This is a genomic window from Actinomycetospora rhizophila (assembly GCF_042657905.1).
Lineage (GTDB): Bacteria > Actinomycetota > Actinomycetes > Mycobacteriales > Pseudonocardiaceae > Actinomycetospora > Actinomycetospora rhizophila.
Genome location: NZ_JBHSKG010000005.1, coordinates 214718 through 234925, shown reverse-complemented (window position 1 = coordinate 234925; position 20208 = coordinate 214718). Strand labels below are relative to the sequence as shown.

The 20208-nt window shown below is 69.6% G+C and carries 21 protein-coding genes; 8 read left to right on the top strand and 13 right to left on the bottom strand.

What is annotated here, in order from left to right; all coding sequences use genetic code 11:
- The first annotated feature begins 139 nt into the window (after positions 1–139).
- The 3 genes from ACFPK1_RS12545 to zwf all read left to right on the top strand — a co-directional run bounded on the left by ACFPK1_RS12545 (position 140) and on the right by zwf (position 2813).
- Entirely contained in the window at positions 140–433 is a 294-nt protein-coding gene (locus ACFPK1_RS12545) for a hypothetical protein (RefSeq protein WP_378021253.1), read from the top strand.
- A 3-nt stretch (positions 434–436) separates the two neighbouring features.
- Positions 437–1141, top strand: a complete 705-nt coding sequence (locus tag ACFPK1_RS12540) for a hypothetical protein (protein WP_378021252.1) — start codon at positions 437–439, stop codon at positions 1139–1141.
- Between the two features lie 208 nt (positions 1142–1349).
- Entirely contained in the window at positions 1350–2813 is a 1464-nt protein-coding gene (zwf, locus tag ACFPK1_RS12535; RefSeq protein WP_378021251.1) for a glucose-6-phosphate dehydrogenase, read from the top strand.
- Positions 2814–2873: 60 nt separating this feature from the next.
- Here the strand turns inward: zwf and ACFPK1_RS12530 are convergent, their stop codons facing one another.
- The 3 genes from ACFPK1_RS12530 to ACFPK1_RS12520 form a co-directional block, all read right to left on the bottom strand.
- A complete protein-coding gene (locus tag ACFPK1_RS12530; protein WP_378021250.1) occupies positions 2874–3191 on the bottom strand; it encodes a hypothetical protein in 318 nt (105 codons plus the stop codon).
- A 113-nt stretch (positions 3192–3304) separates the two neighbouring features.
- On the bottom strand, positions 3305–3706 hold the full coding sequence (locus tag ACFPK1_RS12525; RefSeq protein WP_378021249.1) for a hypothetical protein: 402 nt from the start codon (positions 3704–3706) through the stop codon (positions 3305–3307).
- A gap of 65 nt (positions 3707–3771) precedes the next feature.
- Positions 3772–5370, bottom strand: a complete 1599-nt coding sequence (locus ACFPK1_RS12520; RefSeq protein ID WP_378021347.1) for a serine protease — start codon at positions 5368–5370, stop codon at positions 3772–3774.
- A gap of 191 nt (positions 5371–5561) precedes the next feature.
- On the opposite strand from ACFPK1_RS12520, the gene ACFPK1_RS12515 reads away from it, so the two are divergent.
- Positions 5562–5780 (top strand): hypothetical protein, encoded by a 219-nt coding sequence (locus ACFPK1_RS12515; RefSeq protein WP_378021248.1) that lies wholly within the window; start codon positions 5562–5564, stop codon positions 5778–5780.
- Between the two features lie 685 nt (positions 5781–6465).
- On the opposite strand, the gene ACFPK1_RS12510 is transcribed toward ACFPK1_RS12515, so the two are convergent.
- The 4 genes from ACFPK1_RS12510 to ACFPK1_RS12495 form a co-directional block, all read right to left on the bottom strand.
- Positions 6466–7437 carry a hypothetical protein gene (locus tag ACFPK1_RS12510; protein WP_378021247.1) on the bottom strand — a complete coding sequence of 324 codons (972 nt, stop codon included), beginning with the start codon at positions 7435–7437 and terminating at the stop codon, positions 6466–6468.
- A gap of 706 nt (positions 7438–8143) precedes the next feature.
- The gene (locus tag ACFPK1_RS12505; protein ID WP_378021246.1) at positions 8144–9739 is read right to left on the bottom strand and encodes a serine protease; all 1596 of its coding nucleotides are present in this window, start codon (positions 9737–9739) and stop codon (positions 8144–8146) included.
- A 52-nt stretch (positions 9740–9791) separates the two neighbouring features.
- Positions 9792–10547: a hypothetical protein gene (locus tag ACFPK1_RS12500; protein ID WP_378021245.1), complete on the bottom strand. Its 756-nt coding sequence runs from the start codon at positions 10545–10547 to the stop codon at positions 9792–9794.
- A 168-nt stretch (positions 10548–10715) separates the two neighbouring features.
- Positions 10716–12398, bottom strand: coding sequence for a RyR domain-containing protein (locus tag ACFPK1_RS12495; RefSeq protein WP_378021244.1), 1683 nt, complete (start codon positions 12396–12398; stop codon positions 10716–10718).
- A gap of 571 nt (positions 12399–12969) precedes the next feature.
- Here ACFPK1_RS12495 and ACFPK1_RS12490 point away from each other — a divergent pair.
- The gene (locus ACFPK1_RS12490) at positions 12970–13272 is read left to right on the top strand and encodes a hypothetical protein (protein ID WP_378021243.1); all 303 of its coding nucleotides are present in this window, start codon (positions 12970–12972) and stop codon (positions 13270–13272) included.
- Between the two features lie 126 nt (positions 13273–13398).
- Here ACFPK1_RS12490 and ACFPK1_RS12485 read toward each other — a convergent pair whose 3' ends face one another.
- Positions 13399–14418 carry an LLM class flavin-dependent oxidoreductase gene (locus ACFPK1_RS12485; RefSeq protein ID WP_378021242.1) on the bottom strand — a complete coding sequence of 340 codons (1020 nt, stop codon included), beginning with the start codon at positions 14416–14418 and terminating at the stop codon, positions 13399–13401.
- A 397-nt stretch (positions 14419–14815) separates the two neighbouring features.
- Between ACFPK1_RS12485 and ACFPK1_RS12480 the strand changes: the two genes are divergently transcribed.
- Both ACFPK1_RS12480 and ACFPK1_RS12475 read left to right on the top strand, forming a co-directional pair.
- A complete protein-coding gene (locus ACFPK1_RS12480; RefSeq protein WP_378021241.1) occupies positions 14816–15283 on the top strand; it encodes an Asp23/Gls24 family envelope stress response protein in 468 nt (155 codons plus the stop codon).
- 67 nt (positions 15284–15350) lie between these two features.
- Positions 15351–15740 carry a VOC family protein gene (locus ACFPK1_RS12475; RefSeq protein ID WP_378021240.1) on the top strand — a complete coding sequence of 130 codons (390 nt, stop codon included), beginning with the start codon at positions 15351–15353 and terminating at the stop codon, positions 15738–15740.
- A 23-nt stretch (positions 15741–15763) separates the two neighbouring features.
- On the opposite strand, the gene ACFPK1_RS12470 is transcribed toward ACFPK1_RS12475, so the two are convergent.
- The 4 genes from ACFPK1_RS12470 to ACFPK1_RS12455 form a co-directional block, all read right to left on the bottom strand.
- Positions 15764–16471 (bottom strand): alpha/beta fold hydrolase, encoded by a 708-nt coding sequence (locus tag ACFPK1_RS12470; RefSeq protein ID WP_378021239.1) that lies wholly within the window; start codon positions 16469–16471, stop codon positions 15764–15766.
- Positions 16472–16495: 24 nt separating this feature from the next.
- The gene (locus ACFPK1_RS12465) at positions 16496–17278 is read right to left on the bottom strand and encodes a class II aldolase/adducin family protein (RefSeq protein ID WP_378021238.1); all 783 of its coding nucleotides are present in this window, start codon (positions 17276–17278) and stop codon (positions 16496–16498) included.
- 68 nt (positions 17279–17346) lie between these two features.
- Positions 17347–17922, bottom strand: a complete 576-nt coding sequence (locus ACFPK1_RS12460) for a helix-turn-helix domain-containing protein (protein WP_378021237.1) — start codon at positions 17920–17922, stop codon at positions 17347–17349.
- A 101-nt stretch (positions 17923–18023) separates the two neighbouring features.
- Positions 18024–18413 (bottom strand): DUF5997 family protein, encoded by a 390-nt coding sequence (locus ACFPK1_RS12455; RefSeq protein WP_378021236.1) that lies wholly within the window; start codon positions 18411–18413, stop codon positions 18024–18026.
- A gap of 42 nt (positions 18414–18455) precedes the next feature.
- On the opposite strand from ACFPK1_RS12455, the gene ACFPK1_RS12450 reads away from it, so the two are divergent.
- Positions 18456–19139 carry a LysR family substrate-binding domain-containing protein gene (locus tag ACFPK1_RS12450; protein WP_378021235.1) on the top strand — a complete coding sequence of 228 codons (684 nt, stop codon included), beginning with the start codon at positions 18456–18458 and terminating at the stop codon, positions 19137–19139.
- A gap of 24 nt (positions 19140–19163) precedes the next feature.
- Here the strand turns inward: ACFPK1_RS12450 and ACFPK1_RS12445 are convergent, their stop codons facing one another.
- A complete protein-coding gene (locus ACFPK1_RS12445) occupies positions 19164–19919 on the bottom strand; it encodes a Pr6Pr family membrane protein (RefSeq protein ID WP_378021234.1) in 756 nt (251 codons plus the stop codon).
- Positions 19920–20208 lie beyond the last annotated feature (289 nt).

Genomic DNA, 20208 nt, shown 5'->3' with positions numbered 1-20208 from the left:
TCGACCACCTCGGCGCGCCGTCGGGCGCCGACACCGACCGGACTCCCACGCAGACCGCATGTGCTGCAAGGTGTTGGTCACCTTTCGGCGATGGAGGTGGCAGTCGACGATGGTGAGGGATCGGCGCCCCGAGCCCGAGATGACCTACGAGTCCTTGACACCCGAGCGAGGAGTGGACGGCGCGATCCGACGGGCGATCGACTATCTCCGCTCGGGTCGAGGCCAGGAAGGAGCAGAGAGTTCGTCCAAGGAAGCGTCGACGAAGTACGACATCTGTGGCCAGGTGTCGGCCGAGGGGCTCGAGAAGCTCGTCATGGCCCTGCAGGCCATCGGAGCCTCGGACGACCTCGACCTGAAGCGCCGGCCCCATGATCCGTACGACACGCACAGCACGAGGTTGAACGGCTGGACCGACCTGCGTCCGTGGGAATGAAACATGGCCTCACGAGAAGAGTTCTGGAGCAAACCGCGGCCTCTCGGGCACGCCATCAGCACGACGACGTTCGCGTCCATCGCTGCGCCTCTGCTGGCGGGTTTCTCCATCGCTGCGGTCGTGACGCTCGTCGGCAGGGCGGACCGGGGCCTCAGGGGTGACCTCGCGATAGCGTTCTTCTCACTGGCCATCGCATGCCTGGTCTTCGCCATCCAGTCCGGATCGGCGGCGGCCAGTCGCCACATCTCGGTGACCGAACGCGTCGCGTTGTACCCCGAGAAGATTCGCGACCCGGAGCGAATCCATCAGATTCGATCAGAACAGTGGCGAGACGAGGCCATAGCCAGTCACCACCGCCTCCTCACGCGCCTGGCCTACAACACCGGCATCCTCGCCTTCCTGGCAGGACTTCTCTGTGTGGCACTCCCGGGAGCCGGCGACTGGAACGTCCCGCGTGCCGTGGCGGTGATCATCGTCGGTTCGGCCATCCTGGTCGAGATCATTCAGCAGGCGCACCGGCCCCGATGGTTGGCTGCCTTCCTCGCCCCTTCTGACGAGGATCTCGAGCTCGGATACACGCCGTTCCGCCGCCGAGGAGTCCCCCCGATGAGCTCGGAATTCGTCACCCAGACGCTCGGCTCGGGACAGCGTACGTCCGCGTGTCCGCACTGTCCGTGCCGGTGCGCGGGTCCTGACACAGGGTCATGACCGCGAGTCAGACTTCCCGGCACGAACAGTGGTGCTGCAGGAACCACTGATCTTTCTCGCCGAGCCAGGGCTCGAACGACCACTTCCGTCGACAGCGACAACGCTGCCAGAATAGACGGCTGTGAACACCTACCGAGCGCAGTCCATTACGTACCCCGCGCTGGGTTCAGGTCAATATCACAAACAACCTGAGCGAATCCCGCCCCACGTGATCGTCCTTTTCGGGGCGACCGGCGACCTCGCGCGCCGAAAGCTGCTGCCTGGCTTCGCCCACTTGGCCGCCTCCGACCTGGCCCCACCGATCCGCATCGTGGCATCGTCGCTGGAGGAGATGAGCAACGAGGACTTCCGCGTGTTCGCCCAGGCCGCCGCGGCCGAGTACGGCCACCTCGAGACCGTGACCTTCGAACGCAGGCTCCGCGAGCAACTCGATCCAGTGGAGTGGGAGGGTTTCGCCGCCAAGCTTCGCTACGTGCCGACCTCGGCCGGTCCGGAGAAGCTGGCGGCGGCGGTCGCCGAGGCGGAGGAGCAGCTCGGCGAGGGCTGCCTGCGGCTGCACTACCTCAGCGTGCCGCCCGCCGCCGCACTCGATGTCATCCACACGGTGCGGGAGGCGAAACTCGTCGAGCGCTCGCGGGTCGTGATGGAGAAGCCATTTGGTACGGATCTGGCGAGCGCGGTCGAGCTCAATGCGCAGGTGCACCGCACGTTCGACGAATCGCAGATCTTCCGGATCGACCACTTCGTCGGCAAGGAGGCGGTGCAGAACATCCTCGCCCTACGTTTCGCCAACGGGCTGTTCGAACCGATCTGGAACCGAAACTTCATCGACCACGTCCAGATCGACGTCCCGGAGACCCTCGGGCTGGACCGAAGGGCCGACTTCTATGAGAAGACCGGCGCCTACAAGGACATGGTCGTCACCCACCTGTTCCAGGTCATGGCCTTCGTGGCCATGGAGCCACCGAACGCACTCGAACCGACCTCGATCAGCGAGGAGAAGAACAAGGTCTTCCGGGCCCTTCTACCCGTGTCGCCGTCGCACGTGGTCCGCGGTCAGTACCAAGGCTACCGTCAGGAGGACGGGGTCGCGCGCGACTCCGAGACCGAGACGTTCATCGCCCTGCACTGCGAGCTCGACAATTGGCGCTGGGCCGGCGTCCCGTTCTACCTCCGCACGGGCAAGCGGATGGCCGAGGGCATGCGAATCCTCTCGATCGCGTTCAAGGAAGCGCCACGGTCGATGTTCTCGGCCGACTCCGGGGTCGGGGCGGCCGGCCCGGACCATCTCACGTTCGATCTCGCCGACGAATCGAAGGTCTCCCTGTCCTACTACGGCAAGCGACCCGGCCGCGGGATGAAGCTCGACAAGCTGAGCCTGCAGTTCTCGACGGGAGAGACCGACTACGCCGACGACGTCATGGAGGCCTATGAGCGGCTGATCCTCGACGCGATGTGCGGTGACCACACGCTGTTCACCACGGCGGAGGGCATCGAGTGGCTCTGGGACAGATCGACCCCGCTGCTCGACACCCCGCCGCCCGTCAAGCCGTACGCTCCGGGGAGCTGGGGCCCGAACGCGATCCACCAACTGGTCGCCCCGCACGCCTGGCGGCTGCCGTTCGAGCGGAGCTGGCGCGAGAAGAAGCTGGGCGAGCTGGGCGGCAGCTGATCTCCCACGCGGTCGGTCGAGACCGCGGGCATGCGCCTGGACAGGCAGGCGCTGGAACAGCTACCCGCCGTCGGACGGGCCCGACCGCGAGGGGTGAGCAGGGTGGGCCCGCTCGGCGTCGGCGAGGTGCGCGCCGGCCTGCGCGCGGGCGACCTCGACATCGGCGGACGCCGCGTAGAGGTCGGTGGCGACGTGGAGTGCGCAGCACTTGAGCACCAGACGGACTGCGTCGTCGGGCAGGAAGTCGACCATCGGGGAGTCATCGCGGACGATGCCGCGACGCCACGCGATGACCTGCCACCGCCCGTCGACGCCCTCCAGCCACGCGCCGAGGGACGGCGACCACCAGAGGGCGGGCACGCCCTCGAGACCGGGCACGACATCACGATAGTGCCGCGAGCAACCGCCAGCCATGACGAGATGCGGCGCACCGACGGTCGGGGGCGTGCCGGCACACCGGGGCTCGGCCAGCTGGAGCGCCGAATCTTCGCTCAGTGCTCGAGGTCGCCGACGTTCATCCGCATCGTTTCCACCAGACGCGATGTCACTCGCTCCGCTTGCTCCCCCGTCAAGCCGTGTGCGGTCAGCAGATCGACGACATCGACCTTTGCTTGGCCGACCAACTCCGGGTCTCCTTCGAAATGCTCCCCGGCCAGGACCTCGTCGCCGAGTTGATCGACGTCCTCCTTCTCCCGCAGAAGTTTCCATCGATCGTAGAGGATTCTCCCCGCGAAGGAAGATGCGATGCCTACCGTTGCTTTCGCGGCCAGGGCGGTGAGCATCGGCTCGGCCAGGGCCAACTGCAAGGACTCGAGAGCGCTGTCGCCGGTCCGGTCGAGTTCGTCGTGGATGTTGGTCGCCGTGTCGGCGACGAGGACGTTGTACTCGTTCACGGCGTGCCCCTCGGAGAAGCGGTGGAGGGCTGAGGGCGCAGCGTAGATGATCTGCGGCTCGTGTCTCAAGGTTTGCGGGCGGTCGGGGGTTCCTCGACCAGTGCTCTGCGGATGGCGTCGATGGTGATGCCTTCGTTCGCGGCATAGGTGCCGGCGGCCCCGTTGAGTCGCTTCACCCTGTTGCCGCCGAGGTGATGCAGGCCGATCAGGTGCCAATCGTCGTCGAAGACCGGACTGCCGGAGCTGCCGGCCTCCGTGGGGCAGCGGTAGTGGACCCAGCGCCGGTCATAATCGAGAAGGAGGTTGTCCTGCAAGGAGAACTGGGGCTGCGACAGTCCCCGTGGGTGGCCGATGACGTAGGCACGTCGATGATCGAGTGGTTTGTTCGGTAGCTCGGCGGCGAGGGGCACGGGAGCGACACCCGGGGGGTGCCCGTGCGGTTCCAGGATCGCGGTGTCCAGCCCGTTCTGGGCCGACGGCTGATGCCAGCACAAGCGCTTCACTCGACAACGGGCCCGCGGAACCGGGTCGTCGTCGATGCCGTGGAACGCCAGCACGGTGTCGTCGGGCCGCAGCCCCTCCGGTACGACATGGCCGTTCGTCACCAGGACGAGCGGCGGAAGGTCCGGATGAAGGTCGGGGCCCGCGACGAGGAATCCGGTGCCGACAGCGTCGCCGCTCGGGGTCTGGACGCTGGCCACGGCCCGACACCGAAGCAGCCCGTTGCGGTACCACGTCAACGACTGGAAGCGGTCGACTCCGAGGATCCGCTCCAGCCGCCCGCCGTGGAGGTCCCTGTCGAGACGCGCGATGCGGATGTCTTCGGGCTCCACGGTGACGTGCCCGCCGACCCTATCGAGCAACGCGGACCGCAACTGGGCGAGCAGTTCGCTCCCCGGATCGCTCGCGGTGTCGAGTTGCCATACGGTGCGGAGCTGCCGGTGGAACGCCGCCACGGTGAATCCGTGGGGCTTCGACTCGATGAATGCCTCGGCTCTCTCGATCGCTTCGTCGTACCGCCGAAGCGCGATCGCTGCCTCGCACGCCGTCACCTCGGTCCAGCTATCCGGCGCGCCCGTGGCGTCCACGGTCTTCAGCACGGCTCCGGCGAGTTCGGCCGCCGCAGGCATCTGCGGAAGTTCGATGCCGTCGCGGTCGGCACGAGCCAGCAGCGCCGCCGCGTTGATCCCGTGCCAGGTGTGCTCGAGGTCCGCCCGGTACGCGGCCAGGTACGCGTCGAGCGACAGGGTGAGGTACTGACGACGGCGGGAGGGCTCGGTACAGGCGAGGAAGAGCTCCTTGTAGCAGCGGCCGACGCCGCCGCGTGCTTCATCGCGGTCGACCGGGGCGAGCATCTCGTCGCTGGCCAGTTCGGAGTACAAAGCCAGCGCGGCAGCGGGCTTCCCGATGTCCACCAAGGCTTGCGCGTACTGCCGGCGGACCACCGGTAGGCCCGGCCCGTGCGCAAGGGCGGCGTCGGCGACCAGCTCGAGCTCGGTGTAGCGCAATGTCTGTCGGAGCTCCTGGAGTACCGGCCCTATGGTGCCCGGGAGAGACGGCACAGCGTAGAGGTGTGCCGCGTACGAGTGGGCGAGCTCGTTCACGACCGGCCAGTCGAAAGTGGCCGTGGCCGCGCGGAACTCCTTGATCCAGTTCCGCCGCATCACGCGAACTCCCTCGGCTCGAGTGGTTCGAGAGCCCCCGGCGGGATGGTCCGGCTCCCGCCCGGTCGTCGCGAGCCCGCCGTCCCTGCGCTGACCCGGCCTCCGGGATCAACCCTCGCCAGGGTCTGACCCCGCGACATCGGAAGGCTCTCGAGCTCGGCGCCGGTCCTCGACGCCCTCGTAGGCTCCCGATGGAGCCGGCGCTCGACGAGCTTCGCCACGGTCTCGGCGGGCTGGGGAACCCCCGCGTGGTGGACGACCTGAGCGGCGGGGAACAGCAGTGGCTTCGTGACCGTGGGATGACGGTCCGCTTCGGTTGCGGCCATGTGCTTCGGCACGACGTGCGAACCACAGGACCGGTGACCGTGCACCACACCATGGCGAACCACAGGAGCAGCGCGCTGTTGTGATTCGAGTCGATCACGAGAGAGGAGAAGGGGACGTAGATCGCGTCCGGTTCCACGAGGAAGCCGTTGGCGGTGACGATCAGAGCCACGAACATCGGCCGCGCGGAGTGGAAAGCCCACGACCGACCGCACGACGTCTCCAGCGGCCCCGGACGCCTGTTGTTCGGTCACCATCTCGCATCCTCACACGTCTGTCCGCCGCGTGGCGATGTGCCGAAACTGACTTCGCGCAATGACGGTCGCAGCGGAGCACGAGGTGGTCAATCCGCCGTTCGGAACCCAAGCCGCTCGGGCGCACGACGACGAATGATCACAGCATGTTTCCTCGCAGCGCTCGCAACGGTCTGGTCGCCCTTGCGACCCTGGAACCGTCCACGGACGCAAGAGATCGGCGACTCGGGGAGCCTCTGGTCAGCGCTCGCATGGCTGACGAAGACCCTCGCCACTGAACCGTCCTTCCACTTCCTCGGTCGATTTCCTCTGATCGCTAACGGTACGACCACGTGACCTGTGGATGAGAGATGGGCCCGCGAGCGTGTTCTTCCCTCGCTCCGCCGACAGGAAAGCAGTGCATGGCCATTCAGGCCTAGTAAGGACGGCGACCGCGCTCGCGAGGCCACGGGGAAGGGAACTCCACAGCACCTCGGAATTCCGGCGCAACACGTACCGCACCACCCGCTCGAGCCAGCTAGCCGCTCGCATCGCCGGAACTGCTGTCGCTGCTGCCGGTGGGGTCGCTGCGGCCCCCGGCATCGCCGCTGGAGCCGTTGCTGCTGACATCGTCGCTGCCGCTGGAACCGCTACTGCCGTTGGAGCCGCTGCTGCTGCCGTCGGTGCCGCTCGAACTGGTGGTGCCGCCGGGATCGATGCTGCCGCTGGAGTCACTGCCCGTGGAGCCCTCGGCGCTCGCGGTGCCGCTGCCACTCGAGCCGCTGCTAGGGGGAACGCCCGCGTCAACGAGGGCCTGCTGGGGAACCCCCGCATCGATGAGTTGCTGCGGCGTAGCCCCCGCCGCCAACAATTGCTGCGGCGTGGCCCCCGCCGCCAACAACTGTTGCGGCGTGACTCCCGCAGCCAACTGTTCGCGAAGAACAGTTTCCGCGTTCGACGGACGCTGATGCGCCACTCCAGCCGCGCCCAATTGTTGTTCCGTGACACCCGCATCCCGCAGTTGCTGAACCGTCACGTTGGTCGCTGACAACCCCTGGATGAATGCACTCACCGTGTCCGGGGACCCGCCGTTGTCATGCAATGTCTTGAGCAGTCCTCGAAGTGCTTCCGTATCGAGCGGTACATTCTTGCTGGCGAACAGCTGCACCATCGTCTGCACGCGCTCTCTGCTCCACGCACTCCCGAGGCCGGATGGGAGGTGCCAGCTCGAGGGATAGTTGAAGGTCGGGGGCGTTGTCGACAGGTCCCAGCCGATCATCGTATCGTTCTCATGGAAGTCCGCGAAAAGGAAGAGCTCGACAACTCCCTGCAAACATCGGGGCTGCGTGTAACAGGCTGGGTCGTCCGGTGCGCCCCCACTACCCGTCGGGTCATCGGGCGCATGGAGGATGGCATCTATCGCCTTGTCGAATGAGTCGATAGTGCAATCGGTGCTTGAACTCTCACAGGGCAACCCGTTCGCGTTGAAGAACGCCGAATTGGTGTACACCGAGGGGTAGAAGCTAGGTCCACCACCGGGCGCTCCCGTTCCGCCCGAACCGCCTGCTCCACCCGGGACTTCTGCTCCAGCCGGGACTTCTGCTCCACCGGGGGCGCCCGGCCCTCGGGTTGCGGCCGGACCACCCCCGACTCCTGGGACGCCGGGACCGTCGGCTGCAACCTCGACATCGGGCGGCAAAGCCGACCCTGGGACGCCGCCGGGCTGCAGTGGCCCGCTAGCGGGAAAGGCGGGTCCCGGTGCCGGCATCTCTGCCGGATGGGCCGGCTCACGGGAAGTGCATCCGCCGAGCGCGAGACCCAGGACCACAGCGGTCAACACTGCGGCTCTCTGTGCCGATCGGGGCGTCACGGCGCGCCGCCAGTTCCGGTGTCCTTTGCTGCGGTCCCACGCCGGGAAGGGCCGCTGAGAAGGCGGCACGACCTTCGACAGATTGAGCAACTCGTCGCGGATGAGGTGTTCCCGTTCGGCCAGGTCACAGTCAATCGCTCGTCAGGGCCGCATCGGTAGGTGTTGGTCAGCACGGTCCTCAGCTCCATGGTCATTAGCTCGCTGGCGGAGCGATCCCACCGCTCGAGGCGACATGACTTCCCACCCGACCACGCCCCCCAGCGGTCACGTCAAGTGACAGAAAGGCTCCTCCTCTCCGGAGAGCAATCCCACCTTGCTCGTCGATCATTCGGTTCGATGAGCACGATCAGCGCGGAAGCGGAGGAACTGTCTTCAGCCACCTGCGGATACACTCGATCGTGACTCCCTCGTTCGCCGCGTAGATTCCACCGCGGTGGTTCAACTGCTTCAGCTCGTGGCCACCGCCGTGGTGGAGCCCTATGAGCTGCCAGTCGTCGTTGAAGACGGGGCTGCCGGAGCTGCCCGGCTCCGTGGGCGAGCGATAGTGGACCCACTGTCGGTCGTAGTCCAGCAGGATGTTGTCCTGGAGGGAGAACTGAGGCTGGGACAATCCGCGCGGATGTCCGATGAGGTACGCCCGCCGGTCCTTGAGCGGCTTGCGAGGCAGCTTCGCGGCGAGCGGGGTAGGCACGACGCCTTCCGGCTGGCCGTCCGGCTCCAGGATCGTCGTGTCCAGCCCTCCGCGCTCCGCAGGCTGTGACCAACACTCACGCCTCACACGGAAGCGAGCCTGCCGCCCCGGATCGTCGTCGAGGCCGTGAAACGCCAAGAGGGTGTCCTCGGGCTCGAGCGTCCCCGGCACCACGTGATGGTTCGTGAGAACGACGAGCGGCGGTAGGTCCCGGTGCAGATCGCGTCCTGCGACGAGGAAGCCGGTGCCTATGCCGACGCCGCTCAGGTTCTGGATGCTGGTCACGGCCCGGCATCGGACGAGTCCCCTGCGGTACCACTCGAGGGACTGGAAGCGCTCGGTTCCGAGGATGTGCTCCAGACCTACCCCTCGCGGGTCGTCGTCGAGACGCGAGGCCCGGACGTCTGCCGACCCCACCGTGACCTGTCCGCCGGTGAACTCGAGCAGTGCGGCCCGCAACAGGGCGAGGAGCTCTGTACCCGGCGAACTGAACGTGTCGAGCTCCCAGACCGTCAGGAGCTGACGGTGGAAAGACGCCACCGTGAACCCGTCGGGCTTCGTGGCGAGGAAGGCCTCGAGCCGCTCGACCGCGTCCTCATCTCGACCGAGCGCGAGGGCTGCCTCACACGCCGACAGCTCGGTCCACGTGTCCCGCGGCGCCTCGTCGACGATCTGCAGCACGGCCGCCGCCAGGTCGGCCGCGGCCGGTGGTTGCACGGTGAGAGCGAGCCCGTCACGCTCCGCGCGGGCGAGCATCGCCACCGCGTTGATCCCGTGCCAGACCCGGTCCGGGAACTTCCAGAAGGTCGTCAAGTAGGCGTCGAGGGAGCGGCTGAAGAATTGCCTGGAGCGTTCGGGCTCGGTACAGGCGAGGAACAGCTCCTTGTAGCAACGTCCGATCCCGCCCTGCGCCTCGAGGTGGTCGAACAGCGATAGTGCCTCGTCGTCGGCCAGCTCGCGGTAGAGCCGGAGCGCTGCGGCGGGCTTGCCGCGGTCGACCAGAGCCTGTGCGTACTGCCTCCGGACCGCCGGCAGGCAGAGACTGTGCGCGAGAGCGGCGTCGGCGACGATCTCGAGCTCGGCGTACCGGAGAGCCTCGCGAAGGGTCTGGAGGACGACCCCCACGTTGTCGGGCAGGCTCGGCACGGCATAGAGGTGGTCGGCGTAGGAGCGCGCGAGCTCGTCCACGACTGTCCAGTCGAACGTGGCAGTGGCTGCACGGAACTCCTTGACCCAGTTCCGCCGGGTCACGCCCGTGTCCCCCGTTGCATCGTCTTGGCCGCGATCCGTCGCTCAGCGGGAGTCAGCCTCCGGCCGCCTCATCGTCGCGACGTCGCCGGGCGGATGACGGGGCGCTCTCCGGGATCAAGGCAGCCCACGCACTGGCGAGGTTCCCGCTCGGGACGCGGCGACCCTCGAGCTCCACGCCGGTCTCGACGCCCTCCGTGGCGTGCCAGTCGAGACGCTTTTCGATGATCTTCGCGACTGTCTCCGCAGGCTTGGCGATGCCGAGGTGGTGTACGACCTGGACCACCGGGAAGAAGATGGGCCTGGTGCGGCTCAGATAGCGGTCCGGATTGGTCGCGGCCATGTGCTTCGGCAGAATCTGCATGTACCACAGGACCGTGATCGTGGTCCACACGATCGTGAACGCCTTGAGCCATACCCCCTCGGGGATCTCCGCGATCCCGGTGAGATTACTGAAAGGCAACGGGACGGACCTCGGCTCCGCCAGGATGGTCGCGGTGGTGACGATCAGTGCCACGAACAGCTGGCGAGCGGCGAGCCAGCCGGCGAGCTCCGATTGCGCACGGTCGGGGTACAGCTGGTCCCAGCGATCGATCACCGCGACTTCCAGACCCTCCATCACCGCGAGCAGGAGCATCAGGAGGATCGCGACGATCCCCATGATCAGGGGAGCGACTTCGCCCTCACCCAGAGCGTGGACGATGCTGGCGATCCAGAGAACGGTCAGGATCGTCCACGCGAGGAAGAGCACCCACCCGACGATGTTCCGCACGGCTTCGCCGGCCGCGTTCGTCCGCTGCTCGGTCACCATTCGCGCACCCCCGACACGAGCCCGCCGCGACGTCACGCAACCGGGCATCTGATTTCGTAGAGTGACCGTCGCAGGCTCGCGCTGACGTGGTCAATCCGCCGTTCGGGAACATCACCTGAGATTCCGCCGAAGGATGTAGCGCACAGCGACCATCGGCACGAGAGAATCCTATTGGTGCCGCCCGTCTCCGGGTCCGCCTCGGATGATCTGGAGACCGGCCTGCCGCAGCTGCTGGGGAATCGCCGCCACCGCGTCGCGGTCCTTCTGGCGTGCCTTCTCCGTCAGCCGGTCCCACCCCACGAGATCGGGGTGGGTGAGCGCCGCGTCGTCACGTGCACCCTGGCGCCACCCGCGTCGTTGGCGCTCTCGCACCCACCGCTCGTGCTCGTTCCTCGCGAGCTGATCGATCTCTTCCTCGTCGAACTCGAACCACCCGTCGGTCTCGTCCAGAGGAATGACCGCACAACCGAGTGCGCGCAGCTTGTCACTGACGGAGAAAGCCTGCGCGAGGTTGGCCTGTCGGAGGTCCTCGGGGAGCTGCTCCCAGGGGACGGTGGAGGGGTTGTCGTCCATTGTCTCTCCACGGCTGCGAGCGTTCCGCACGTAGGCGTCGTGCGCGGCGCGGGCCATGTCGGAGTAGAGGCCCTCGCGGAGAGCCGTCACCGAGTAGACGTAGTCGGTGGTGTTGAACAGGTGGAAGCGGGCGCGCCCGACCGAGGAGACCGCGAAGTCGCTGCCGGTGACCGCTCCGCCGAGTGCCGTACTCGAGCTGACGGCCACGACCACGTCGACGCTCCGGTCGCGCACGGTCCGCATGAGTCGGAGTCCGACCTGGACCGCCATGAGGTCGTCGTCGAGACAGACGACCGCGACAGCGAGATCCGCGGGCGGTTCGAGGTGGGCTGCGTCGGCCGGTGTGACCGCTGCCCAGGAGATCGGGTCGTCGGCGTGGTCGCCTCGTCGCCCCACTTCGTGCACCACGGCGTCGAACTGCGCCCCTGAGCCCGCGACCAGCACCGAACCCTCGTGGCCCGGAGACGGGAGATGGACGTCCAGCATGCGGCGTGCCGCCCGGGTGGTGGGGACGAAGACCTCCACACGGACTCGCGAGTCCGACGTGAGCTCGTGCGCGGTGAGCGCGGCACCCAGCGCCGACGACGTCATCTCGAGGAAGCACCGTGGTGGCTCCTCGAGACCGGCGAGAGCCGAGCGGAGCCCGACGGTGACGTCAGCGTTCTGTGTGCTGTCACCTGTGATCACGACGATCTCCCGGGCCCGGTGGACGCGAGCTTCCCTCAGGACGTCCACGTCTCGGGGATCGCCGTCCACGCCCAGCACCCTTGCGTCGGCCTTCGTCGTGTCCGTGTGGCGCAGACCCCCGGCCCCCGGGGTGGAACCGTCGACCACCACGCAGGTGCGGCCCTCTTCGGTCACGGTGCGCGCGAGCAGCAGTGCCGCGGTACCGCTCCCGCAGACCACTGTGTGATCGCGGAGCCGCCGCGCGCGGACCGCGTTGTATGTCGAGTCGTAGACCGCCTTCGCGGTCAACCACACGGCGAGGAATGTCGTCGACGGTGCGAGGAAGCGGGCCACGTCGAGCTCGACGGGCAGGTTCGACGCCTGCTGCAGCGGTGCCGAGTCGAGGAGGAAGAGCTGCAGCGTGTAGTACAGGATGTCGGTCCACCCCTGGCCGGCCTCGATGCCGGGTGCCGGGAGAAAGCGCTCGAAACCGACGATCCCGAGGACGATCGCCGCGAGAGCGATGACGCCGACGCCGAGCCGGACGAGCGCTTCCGTCTCGGTCGAGCGGCGCCGAGCGCTGGAGGCCCTGGGGCCGATCGGCTCGCTCATCACAGCCTGGCGGTGATCGGCGGTCGTTCCCCCACCGATCGCGGCCGTACCCGCCCGTCTCCTCGCTGCTCAGCTCCGACGCCGCCTCGCCCCACGTCGCCTCCCCTGCCGGCCCGCTCCGACGCGGGCACGTTCCGCCTCGCGGCCGTCAGACTAAGGTCTCTCACCGACGGGTGGCCCTGCTCCGGGCCCTACGCACCGTCTTCGGTGCACGTCGCGGAAACGCCCGTGATGCCCCTGCCGTGCCGAGGCGCTGGCGAGCGGTCATCACCAGTCGGGACTTTCGCTGCAATTCTCACAATGTGGACTGCGGCTCATGCCCTGATCCTCCCGCCCGGAACCGAGCATCTCCGGGACGGCCTCCGGGCTCGTCGGGGGAATCTGTCGCCGTCGAAACGGGCCCACTGCTCCAGGTCCTCGTCGGAAAGGGCAAGAAAAGTTGTCCGGGTCCGAGGACGGTGAACCTGCTGAAGGAGCTCGACACAGTCGGCCGTCCCGACATCGCGGCGAGCTCGCCCCGCTGCTCGTCACCGTCGTTGCCGATCGGCACGGTACGTGGTCGGGCGAGGCCGTGGCGCCGGGCGCGACGGTGCGGTGGAGTTGGCGCCGTGGCCGACGTGGGGGGTGGGGCGCTTCGCCTGTCGATCCTCCGGCGGCGGGCCGGCCCGTCAGCCGCGGCGAGCTGATCTGGGGCGAGGACGCCCCGGAGAGCGTCGTCGCGCTCGGCGGCACCCTGCACGTCGACGAGGCCGCGGGCCGGCCCGAGCACCTCGCGACCACGCTGGCCAACCTGCGGCGGCTGCGGCCGTTCCACGGCGCCGTGCCGGCCGGCTTCGCGGCGCTGCCCCCGGCCCTCGAGTCCGCCGCGGGGTGATGCCGTGCACCACGGCGTCCTCGACGCCGCGGGCGTCGTCGACCCCCTCGGCGAGTCTCGCTGGCCGGCGGCCCGGACGGCATGCGCGGCGCGGGTCGCAGGAGTTCGGTGCTCCCACCGTGGGACTCATGTCACCTGGCGGAGCGCGGGGAGCACCTCGGTCGCGAGGAGATGGTCCGACCGTTCGCGCACGGTGTGGTCGACGTCGCGGGAGGCGCCGACGAACACCAGGTGCGACAGGCCCAGCCCGATCAGCTCGTGCAGTCGTGCGATGCACTCGTCCGGCGTGCCGATGACGCAGAACCTGCGGAGGAAGTCGTCGGGGAGCGTCGCCGCCTGCGTGGCGTGCTCGAGCCCGTGGTGATAGAGGTCGTACTCCCCCGTCACCCGGTCCACGGCGGCGACGTCGCCCCGGGACAGCGATGCGGTGACGTTGCGCTGGAAGTGCGCCGAGATGCTGGCGTTGCCGCGCACGAGCTCGTCGAGGGCCTCCTCGTCGGTGCCCACGCACACGACCAGGAAGGCACCGACCCGGAGAGCCGCCGGGTCCCCTCCTCCCGCGGCGCACGCGTCCCGCGCCGTGCGGATCGCCCACTCGACACGGTCGGGCTCGGCGCCGACGGTGGCGGTGACATGGTCGCCGATCCGCGCGCCCGCCCCGATCACGTGCGGTCCGGAACCGAACACGTCGACCGGGACCTTCGACTCCCCGGGCAGCGGCAGCCAGGTGATGTGGCTGGCGAAACCGTCGGCATCGACCGACTCCCCGCGCAGGTAGGTCTGCAGCACGTCGAGCTGGCGTTCGAAGGTGCCGGCCGACGGCGGCTCGACCCCGATCAGCTCCAGCGCCGTGTCACCGCGCCCGACACCGATGTGCGCTCGGCCGCCGCTCACGTGGTGCAGGGTCGCGATGGTCGAGGCGACCACCGCGGGATGGCGGCTCGTCAGGTTGGTGACCGCCGTGCCGAGCTTGAGCCGCGAGGTGGCCGCCGCCGCGAGATAGAGCGATCCGTACACGTCCATGCTGAGGTTCTGGGTGTCGGTGAACAAGAGTCCGTCCCACCCGTCCTCTTCCACCGCGGCCGCGTGGGCCGCCATGCCGTCGGGGATCGGGTAGGACCTCAGATAGATGTCCGGCTGCGGCATGTCGACCTCCGGCTCGTTCCCGACGGCACAGGCGTGCAGCATGATGGCCGAGCCCGGTGATCCGCGGCCAGCCGCGGACGAACCCGGCATCGAGATCAACCAGCACCCCGCCCGTGGACGCGGTCCGGGTTCGTGAGCAGCACCGTTGCCGGCAGGCCACCCTGCCCGACCGCTGGTCGACCAGCGGCACCCTCGTCAACGGCGTCCCCGTGCAGACAAGCTGGTCTTCCGCGCTCGGACCTAGTACGCGGCCCTGCACCACGCGCCGGCGTGGTCGCGGTCACGGTGCGATCTCGTGAGGATCACCGAGCCGGTGTGTCCAACCCAGGAGTTCGACGGACAGCGCCGTCCAGCCCCGGGCGGCGCCGTGGTCCCCGTCGAGCGGGAGGACAGCGCGATGAGCACGACGAGCCCCGCCACCAGCCCGGCCACCGCGGGCACCTCGCCACTGGAGAGCACCCAGGGCCGCACCACCATCGCCGACGGCGTCGTCGCCAAGATCGCCGGCCTCGCCGCCCGCGAGGTCGACGGCGTCCACGGCTTCGGCACCAGCGCCGCCCGCGCCTTCGGCGCCATCACCGAACGCATCCCCGGCGGGCGCTCCTCCACCACCCAGGGCGTCTCGGTCGAGGTCGGCGAACGCCAGGCCGCGGTCGACCTCACCATCGTCGTCGACTACGGCATCGCCATCGCCGACCTCGCCCGCGCCATCCGCCGCAACGTCATCACCGCCGTCCAGCAGATGACCGGCCTCGAGGTCGTCGAGGTCAACGTCAACGTCGTCGACCTGCACCTGCCCGGCGACGACACCGACAGCGACGACACCGACACGGCCACCACCTCGGCGCAGGCCCGGGTCCGGTGACCCGCCCCGGCCGTGGTGCCGGGGCAGCAGCGAGCAAGGCCCTCGACCACACGACGAGGAGGACACCGTGACCGACCGCAACGACAACGGATACGGGGTGCGACTGCGCCCGATGGTGCACGTGGAGGACCTGACCGCCTCCCTCGCGTTCTACGAGCAGCTGGGCGCCCGCGTGGTGCACGGGCGCCGGGACGGCGACCGGGCACTGATCGAGATCGGGGACGCCCGGGTCGGCCTGCTGGCGCACCCGCCCTACCCCGGCCAGGGCGAGGGCGCCGTCGAGCTGGGCTTCGAGTGCACCGACCCGCTGGAGGAGGTCGAGGCGCGGCTGCGCGCCCGCGGCGTGACGATCGCCCGCCCGACGACGGACGAGGCCGGCGGGCGTCAGCTCCGGCTGGTCAGCCCGGACGGGCTCCTGCTCACGATCGACGAGCTGGACCCGGTCCTCTTCGGCTGAACGCTCGAGGCGCGCGGCGTCCCTCAGGCCGACGCCGTGACCGGCGTCGCGAGCTCGTGCAGGAGGTCGGCGACGACGTCGGCGTGCGTCCAGTGCACGTAGTGCCCGGCGGCGACGTTGACGACCCGCATGCCGTCCGCCGCGGCCCGGGCCGCGCTGTCGTCGAAGTACGCCGGCGCGGTCGCGTGCACGTAGGTCGAGGGGATCGCCCCCGGCTCCGGCGCCGCACCGACGGCATCCGTGTGCGTCGCGATCGGCATCGGCGTCAGCAGCTCGGCGTCGAAGTCCTCCCCGAGCTCGGGGAAGAACGTCTTCTGGTCGACGGGACGGATGAGCCACGGCTTCTCCGGCAACCGGAGCTCCTGGAACGCCTCGCGCTGCCAGGGCAGCACGTCCCACGCCGCCTCGTCGGCGCGCGGGAGGAACGCGTCGAGATAGACCAGGTGCGACAGCCGTGCGCCCTGGGCCGCCGCGGCCCCGGTGACGACCATCCCGCCGTAGCTGTGCCCGACGAGGACGACGTCGCGGAGGTCCTCCCAGACCAGGAGGGCCCTCACGTCCTCGACATGGGTGTGCAGCCCCATGTCGTCGGCGACGATGTGGTGACGGTCGGCCATCCCGCTCAACGTGGGCGCGAGGACGCGGTGCCCGCGGGCCTCCAGCCGCTCACGCACGGGCCGCCACTGCCATCCACCGGCCCACGACCCGTGCACGAGGACGAAGGTCTTCATCGTGGTCTCCACCTCGCCGGTCGGTCAGTCCAGGACGTCGGGCTCCTGCTCGACCACGAGGTCGAACAGGATCGAGAAGTTCGCGCGGGCCATGCCCGGACTGCCGAACTGACGCGCGGCGGTGTCCGCCTCCTCGCGCCTCATCAGGCGCGGGTCACCCGCCGCCTCGGCGAGCAGCTGGATCCGGCAGGCCCGGTCCATGCTGATGAACCACCAGGCCGCCTCGGCGACGCTGCCGCCGACCGTGAGGAGCCCGTGGTGGCGCAGGATCGCGGCCCGGTTCCCACCGAGTCTCTCCGCGATCCGGTCGCCCTCGTCCCGGTCGAGCACGAGGCCGCGGTAGTCGTCGAACACGACGTGGTTGTCGTGGAAGGCGCACGACTCCTGCACGATCGGCGCCAGGGGTCGGTCGAGCGCCGCCCAGGCACGGCCGTGCACGGAGTGGGCGTGCGCGATCGCGTGGACGTCGGGCCGCACGTCGTGGATGGCCGAGTGGATGGAGAAGGCGGCCTTGTTGGTGCGGCGCGAGCCGTGCGCGACCCGGCCGTCCTCGTCGATGAGCAGCAGATCGCTGACGCGGATGCGGGAGAAGTGCACCGAGAACGGGTTGACCCAGAAGCGGCCCGGGAACTCGGGGTCGCGCGCCGTGATGTGACCGGCCGCGCCCTCGTCGAACCCGTACCGCCCGAAGAGCCGGAACGCGACCGCCAGTTGCTGCTTGCGCAATTCACGTTCCTCGGCGACCGAGGTGGGCCCCGGGGCCTCCCCCTCGAGATCGAGGTCGTCCTGCGCGGGAGGAGCACTCATGACCCGACCTCCGGAGGACTCGCAACGTGCCTGAGAGGCAACATAGTTGCCCAGCAGGCAGGGTGCCGTCAACGGTGGTCGGCGGTCCGGTCCCGCGCGATGACGACGAGGACCTCGACGTCGGGGGCGCCCCGCAGCACGTGCGGGGTGGTGCCGTCGAACTGGGCGGAGTCCCCCGACCCGAGCACGTACCGGTCGTCGCCGAGGGAGAGCTCCAAGGTCCCGTGCAGGACATGGAGCCACTCCTCCCCGCCGTGCACGGCCGGCCGCGGCGGGACGGCGCCGTCGCGCAGCCGCAGCACCGTCGCGTCGATCAGGGCGGCTCGGGTCGGACGTGACACCTGCACGAGCTCGGCGTCGCCCTGGGTGAAACGGGGCGCCTCGCCACCGCGCACGACCGGGGACGTCCGGTCGTCGGCCAGCAGCTCCGCGACGCTCACGTCGAGGCTCCGGGCGAGCACGACCAGCGTCCCGATGCTGGGGACGCGGTGTCCCTGCTCGACGCGGGAGAGATACCCCGCGCTGACCCCGGCGGGAGCGGCGACCTGTTCGAGGGTCAGCCCCCGCTCCAGGCGCACCCGGCGCAGGCGCTGGGTGATGCGCCGTTCCACGACCTCGACCTCGGCGCCGGCCTCGCCGTGCACTGGGCCTCCCATCGGCGGCGGTCGGACGCAGGGAAGCGTAGACGAGGCGCGCCGGTCGGCGAGCCGCGTTGGTCAGCGCACGCCAGGTCCTGGACGCTCGACTAGCGGGAGCGTCCGTCGCCCGACCGCTCGGCGCGCAGCCGGGCCTCCTCGCGCTGGACCTCGGCGCGCAGATTGCGCTCGCGGCGCAGCCACTCCGGCTGTTCCTCCTTCAACGCCGTGATCTGGGCGGTGGTCAGCGGCTCGGTGATCTCGGCGCGGGCCAGCCCGGAGATCGACACACCGAGCCGGTCCGCGACGACGGGGCGCGGGTGCGGGCCGTCGCGCCGCAGGTCGCGCAGCCACGCGGGCGGGTCGGCCTGCAGGGCGTCGAGCTCGTCGCGGGAGACCGGGCCGGCGCGGAACTCGGCGGGCGTCGCGTCGAGGTGCACGCCCAGCTTCTTCGCCGCCGTTGCGGGCTTCATCGTCTGCGTCGCCCTCTGCCGCGTCATCGGCCCAGGTTATCGGGCTCGGCCGGTCGATAGCCTGAGCCCGTGACCGAGCCCGGCGAGATCGCGTCCTTCCGGCTCGGCTACGTCCCGGGCGCCACGCCGGGCAAGTGGGCGCGGATCTGGGCCGAGCGCCGTCCCCACGTCCCCCTCGAGCTCGTCGGTGCACCCACGGACGAGGTGGTGGAGCGGATCCGTGCCGGTGCGGTGGACGCCGGTGTGGTCCGGCTGCCGATCGACCGGGCCGGGCTGCACGCGATCCCGCTCTACACCGAGACCACGGTGGCCGTCGCGCCGAAGGACCACGTGCTCACCGCGGTCGACGAGGCACGGCTCGACGACCTGGCCGACGACATCGTCCTGCGTCCGCAGGACGACACCCTCCCCTGGCCCGGTGACCGGCCGGGCCGGGCGGCGGCGTCCGACCCGGCGACGACGGCCGAGGCGATCGAGCTCGTCGCCGCGGGCGTCGGCCTGCTGGTCCTCCCCCAGTCGCTGGCGCGGCTGCACCACCGCCGGGACCTCACCCACCGGCCGGTGGTCGACGCGCCCCGGTCCAGCGTCGTCCTCACCTGGCCGGACGCGGAGAACACCGAGCTGATGGAGGAGTTCATCGGCATCGTCCGCGGACGCACGGCCAACAGTTCCCGCACCCCCCGTCGTCCGGAGAGCACCCCGGCCCCCACGACGAAGGGACCCCGCGGGCGCCGGACGGGCCGTCGTCGGTGACCCGGTGCCCGTCGTCGGGGGCGCTCACCGCGTCGCCGAGGACGGTCTCGCGTCAGGCGCGCCGGAACGCGGGCCGCGACCCGGGCGCGGGCCCGCGCCGACGGTGCGGAACCGGTCGACGACCATGAAGACCGCGACGAGGACGATCGCCACCGCGAGGACGAACGCGGTGTTGCGGATCGACGCCCCGTAGCCGATGTCGACGACGTCGAGGAACGGGTAGGGGTACCACCCGACCAGCGCGCCGCGGATGAACGTGTAGGCGATCCAGGCCATCGGCCAGAGGAACGCCCACGCCACGGTGCGGCGGTCGATCCGGGGGCGGGGGCCGAAGAGCAGCCACCCGAGCAAGGTCGCCCAGGGGGCGATGTAGTGGAAGCCGATGGTGGCGGCGAGCTGCCATCCGCTCGGGTGGACGTAGCGGATGAGCACCAGGTCGAAGACCAGGCCCGTGATGGTGATGCCCAGGAGCGCGTCGAGCCGCAGGATGCGCCAGACCCGTCCGTCCCGGTGGGGGTCGAGCACCAGGGTGATGGCGACGATCAGCACGAGGATGTTGCTCTGGATGGTGAAGTAGCTCAGCGTCTGGATCATCCGGGTGCCGATCCCGACCGAGGCGACGGCCTCGCCGGTGTTGGGGTCGGGGCCGCCGGTGAGGATGAGTCCCAGCTGGATGACCAGGGCGACACCGACGTCGACGGCGATCAGCAGGTGCCAGAGGCGGGAGGCCGTGCCGGCCCGCCGGGACGACGACGTCGATGGGGTGCTGACGGCGGTCATGTGTGCGCCTCGTGGTGGTCGAGCAGGGTGATCGCGGTCGGTCGGACTCTCCACCAGACGGACGGCGAGTGGTGAGGCCTCGACACGAAAGAGCTCTCCGGGCAGGCAGTGGACTCGTGGGCCGACGTGCGTGGTGCCCCACGCGAAGCCCTTCCCCACCACGTGCGTCGCGCGGCGCGCGACGGGTACTCGTCGGGTGCCCGCGCGGCCGTCGACCTAGGGTTGCCCTCTCCGGGTCACCCTCCGGTCGACGCGAGAACACGACAGCCGACGGTGACGTTCGTCGTCG

Coding starts and splice junctions, on each gene's coding strand:
- ACFPK1_RS12545 (WP_378021253.1), top strand. CDS start 140: ATGACCTACGAGTCCTTGACACCCGAGCGAGGAGTGGACGGCGCGATC.
- ACFPK1_RS12540 (WP_378021252.1), top strand. CDS start 437: ATGGCCTCACGAGAAGAGTTCTGGAGCAAACCGCGGCCTCTCGGGCAC.
- ACFPK1_RS12520 (WP_378021347.1), bottom strand. CDS start 5,370: ATGCGGCGGAACTGGATCAAGGAGTTCCGCGCGGCCACGGCCACTTTC.
- ACFPK1_RS12515 (WP_378021248.1), top strand. CDS start 5,562: ATGGAGCCGGCGCTCGACGAGCTTCGCCACGGTCTCGGCGGGCTGGGG.
- ACFPK1_RS12500 (WP_378021245.1), bottom strand. CDS start 10,547: ATGGTGACCGAGCAGCGGACGAACGCGGCCGGCGAAGCCGTGCGGAAC.
- ACFPK1_RS12495 (WP_378021244.1), bottom strand. CDS start 12,398: ATGAGCGAGCCGATCGGCCCCAGGGCCTCCAGCGCTCGGCGCCGCTCG.
- ACFPK1_RS12485 (WP_378021242.1), bottom strand. CDS start 14,418: ATGCCGCAGCCGGACATCTATCTGAGGTCCTACCCGATCCCCGACGGC.
- ACFPK1_RS12480 (WP_378021241.1), top strand. CDS start 14,816: ATGAGCACGACGAGCCCCGCCACCAGCCCGGCCACCGCGGGCACCTCG.
- ACFPK1_RS12470 (WP_378021239.1), bottom strand. CDS start 16,471: ATGAAGACCTTCGTCCTCGTGCACGGGTCGTGGGCCGGTGGATGGCAG.
- ACFPK1_RS12465 (WP_378021238.1), bottom strand. CDS start 17,278: ATGAGTGCTCCTCCCGCGCAGGACGACCTCGATCTCGAGGGGGAGGCC.
- ACFPK1_RS12455 (WP_378021236.1), bottom strand. CDS start 18,413: ATGACGCGGCAGAGGGCGACGCAGACGATGAAGCCCGCAACGGCGGCG.
- ACFPK1_RS12445 (WP_378021234.1), bottom strand. CDS start 19,919: ATGACCGCCGTCAGCACCCCATCGACGTCGTCGTCCCGGCGGGCCGGC.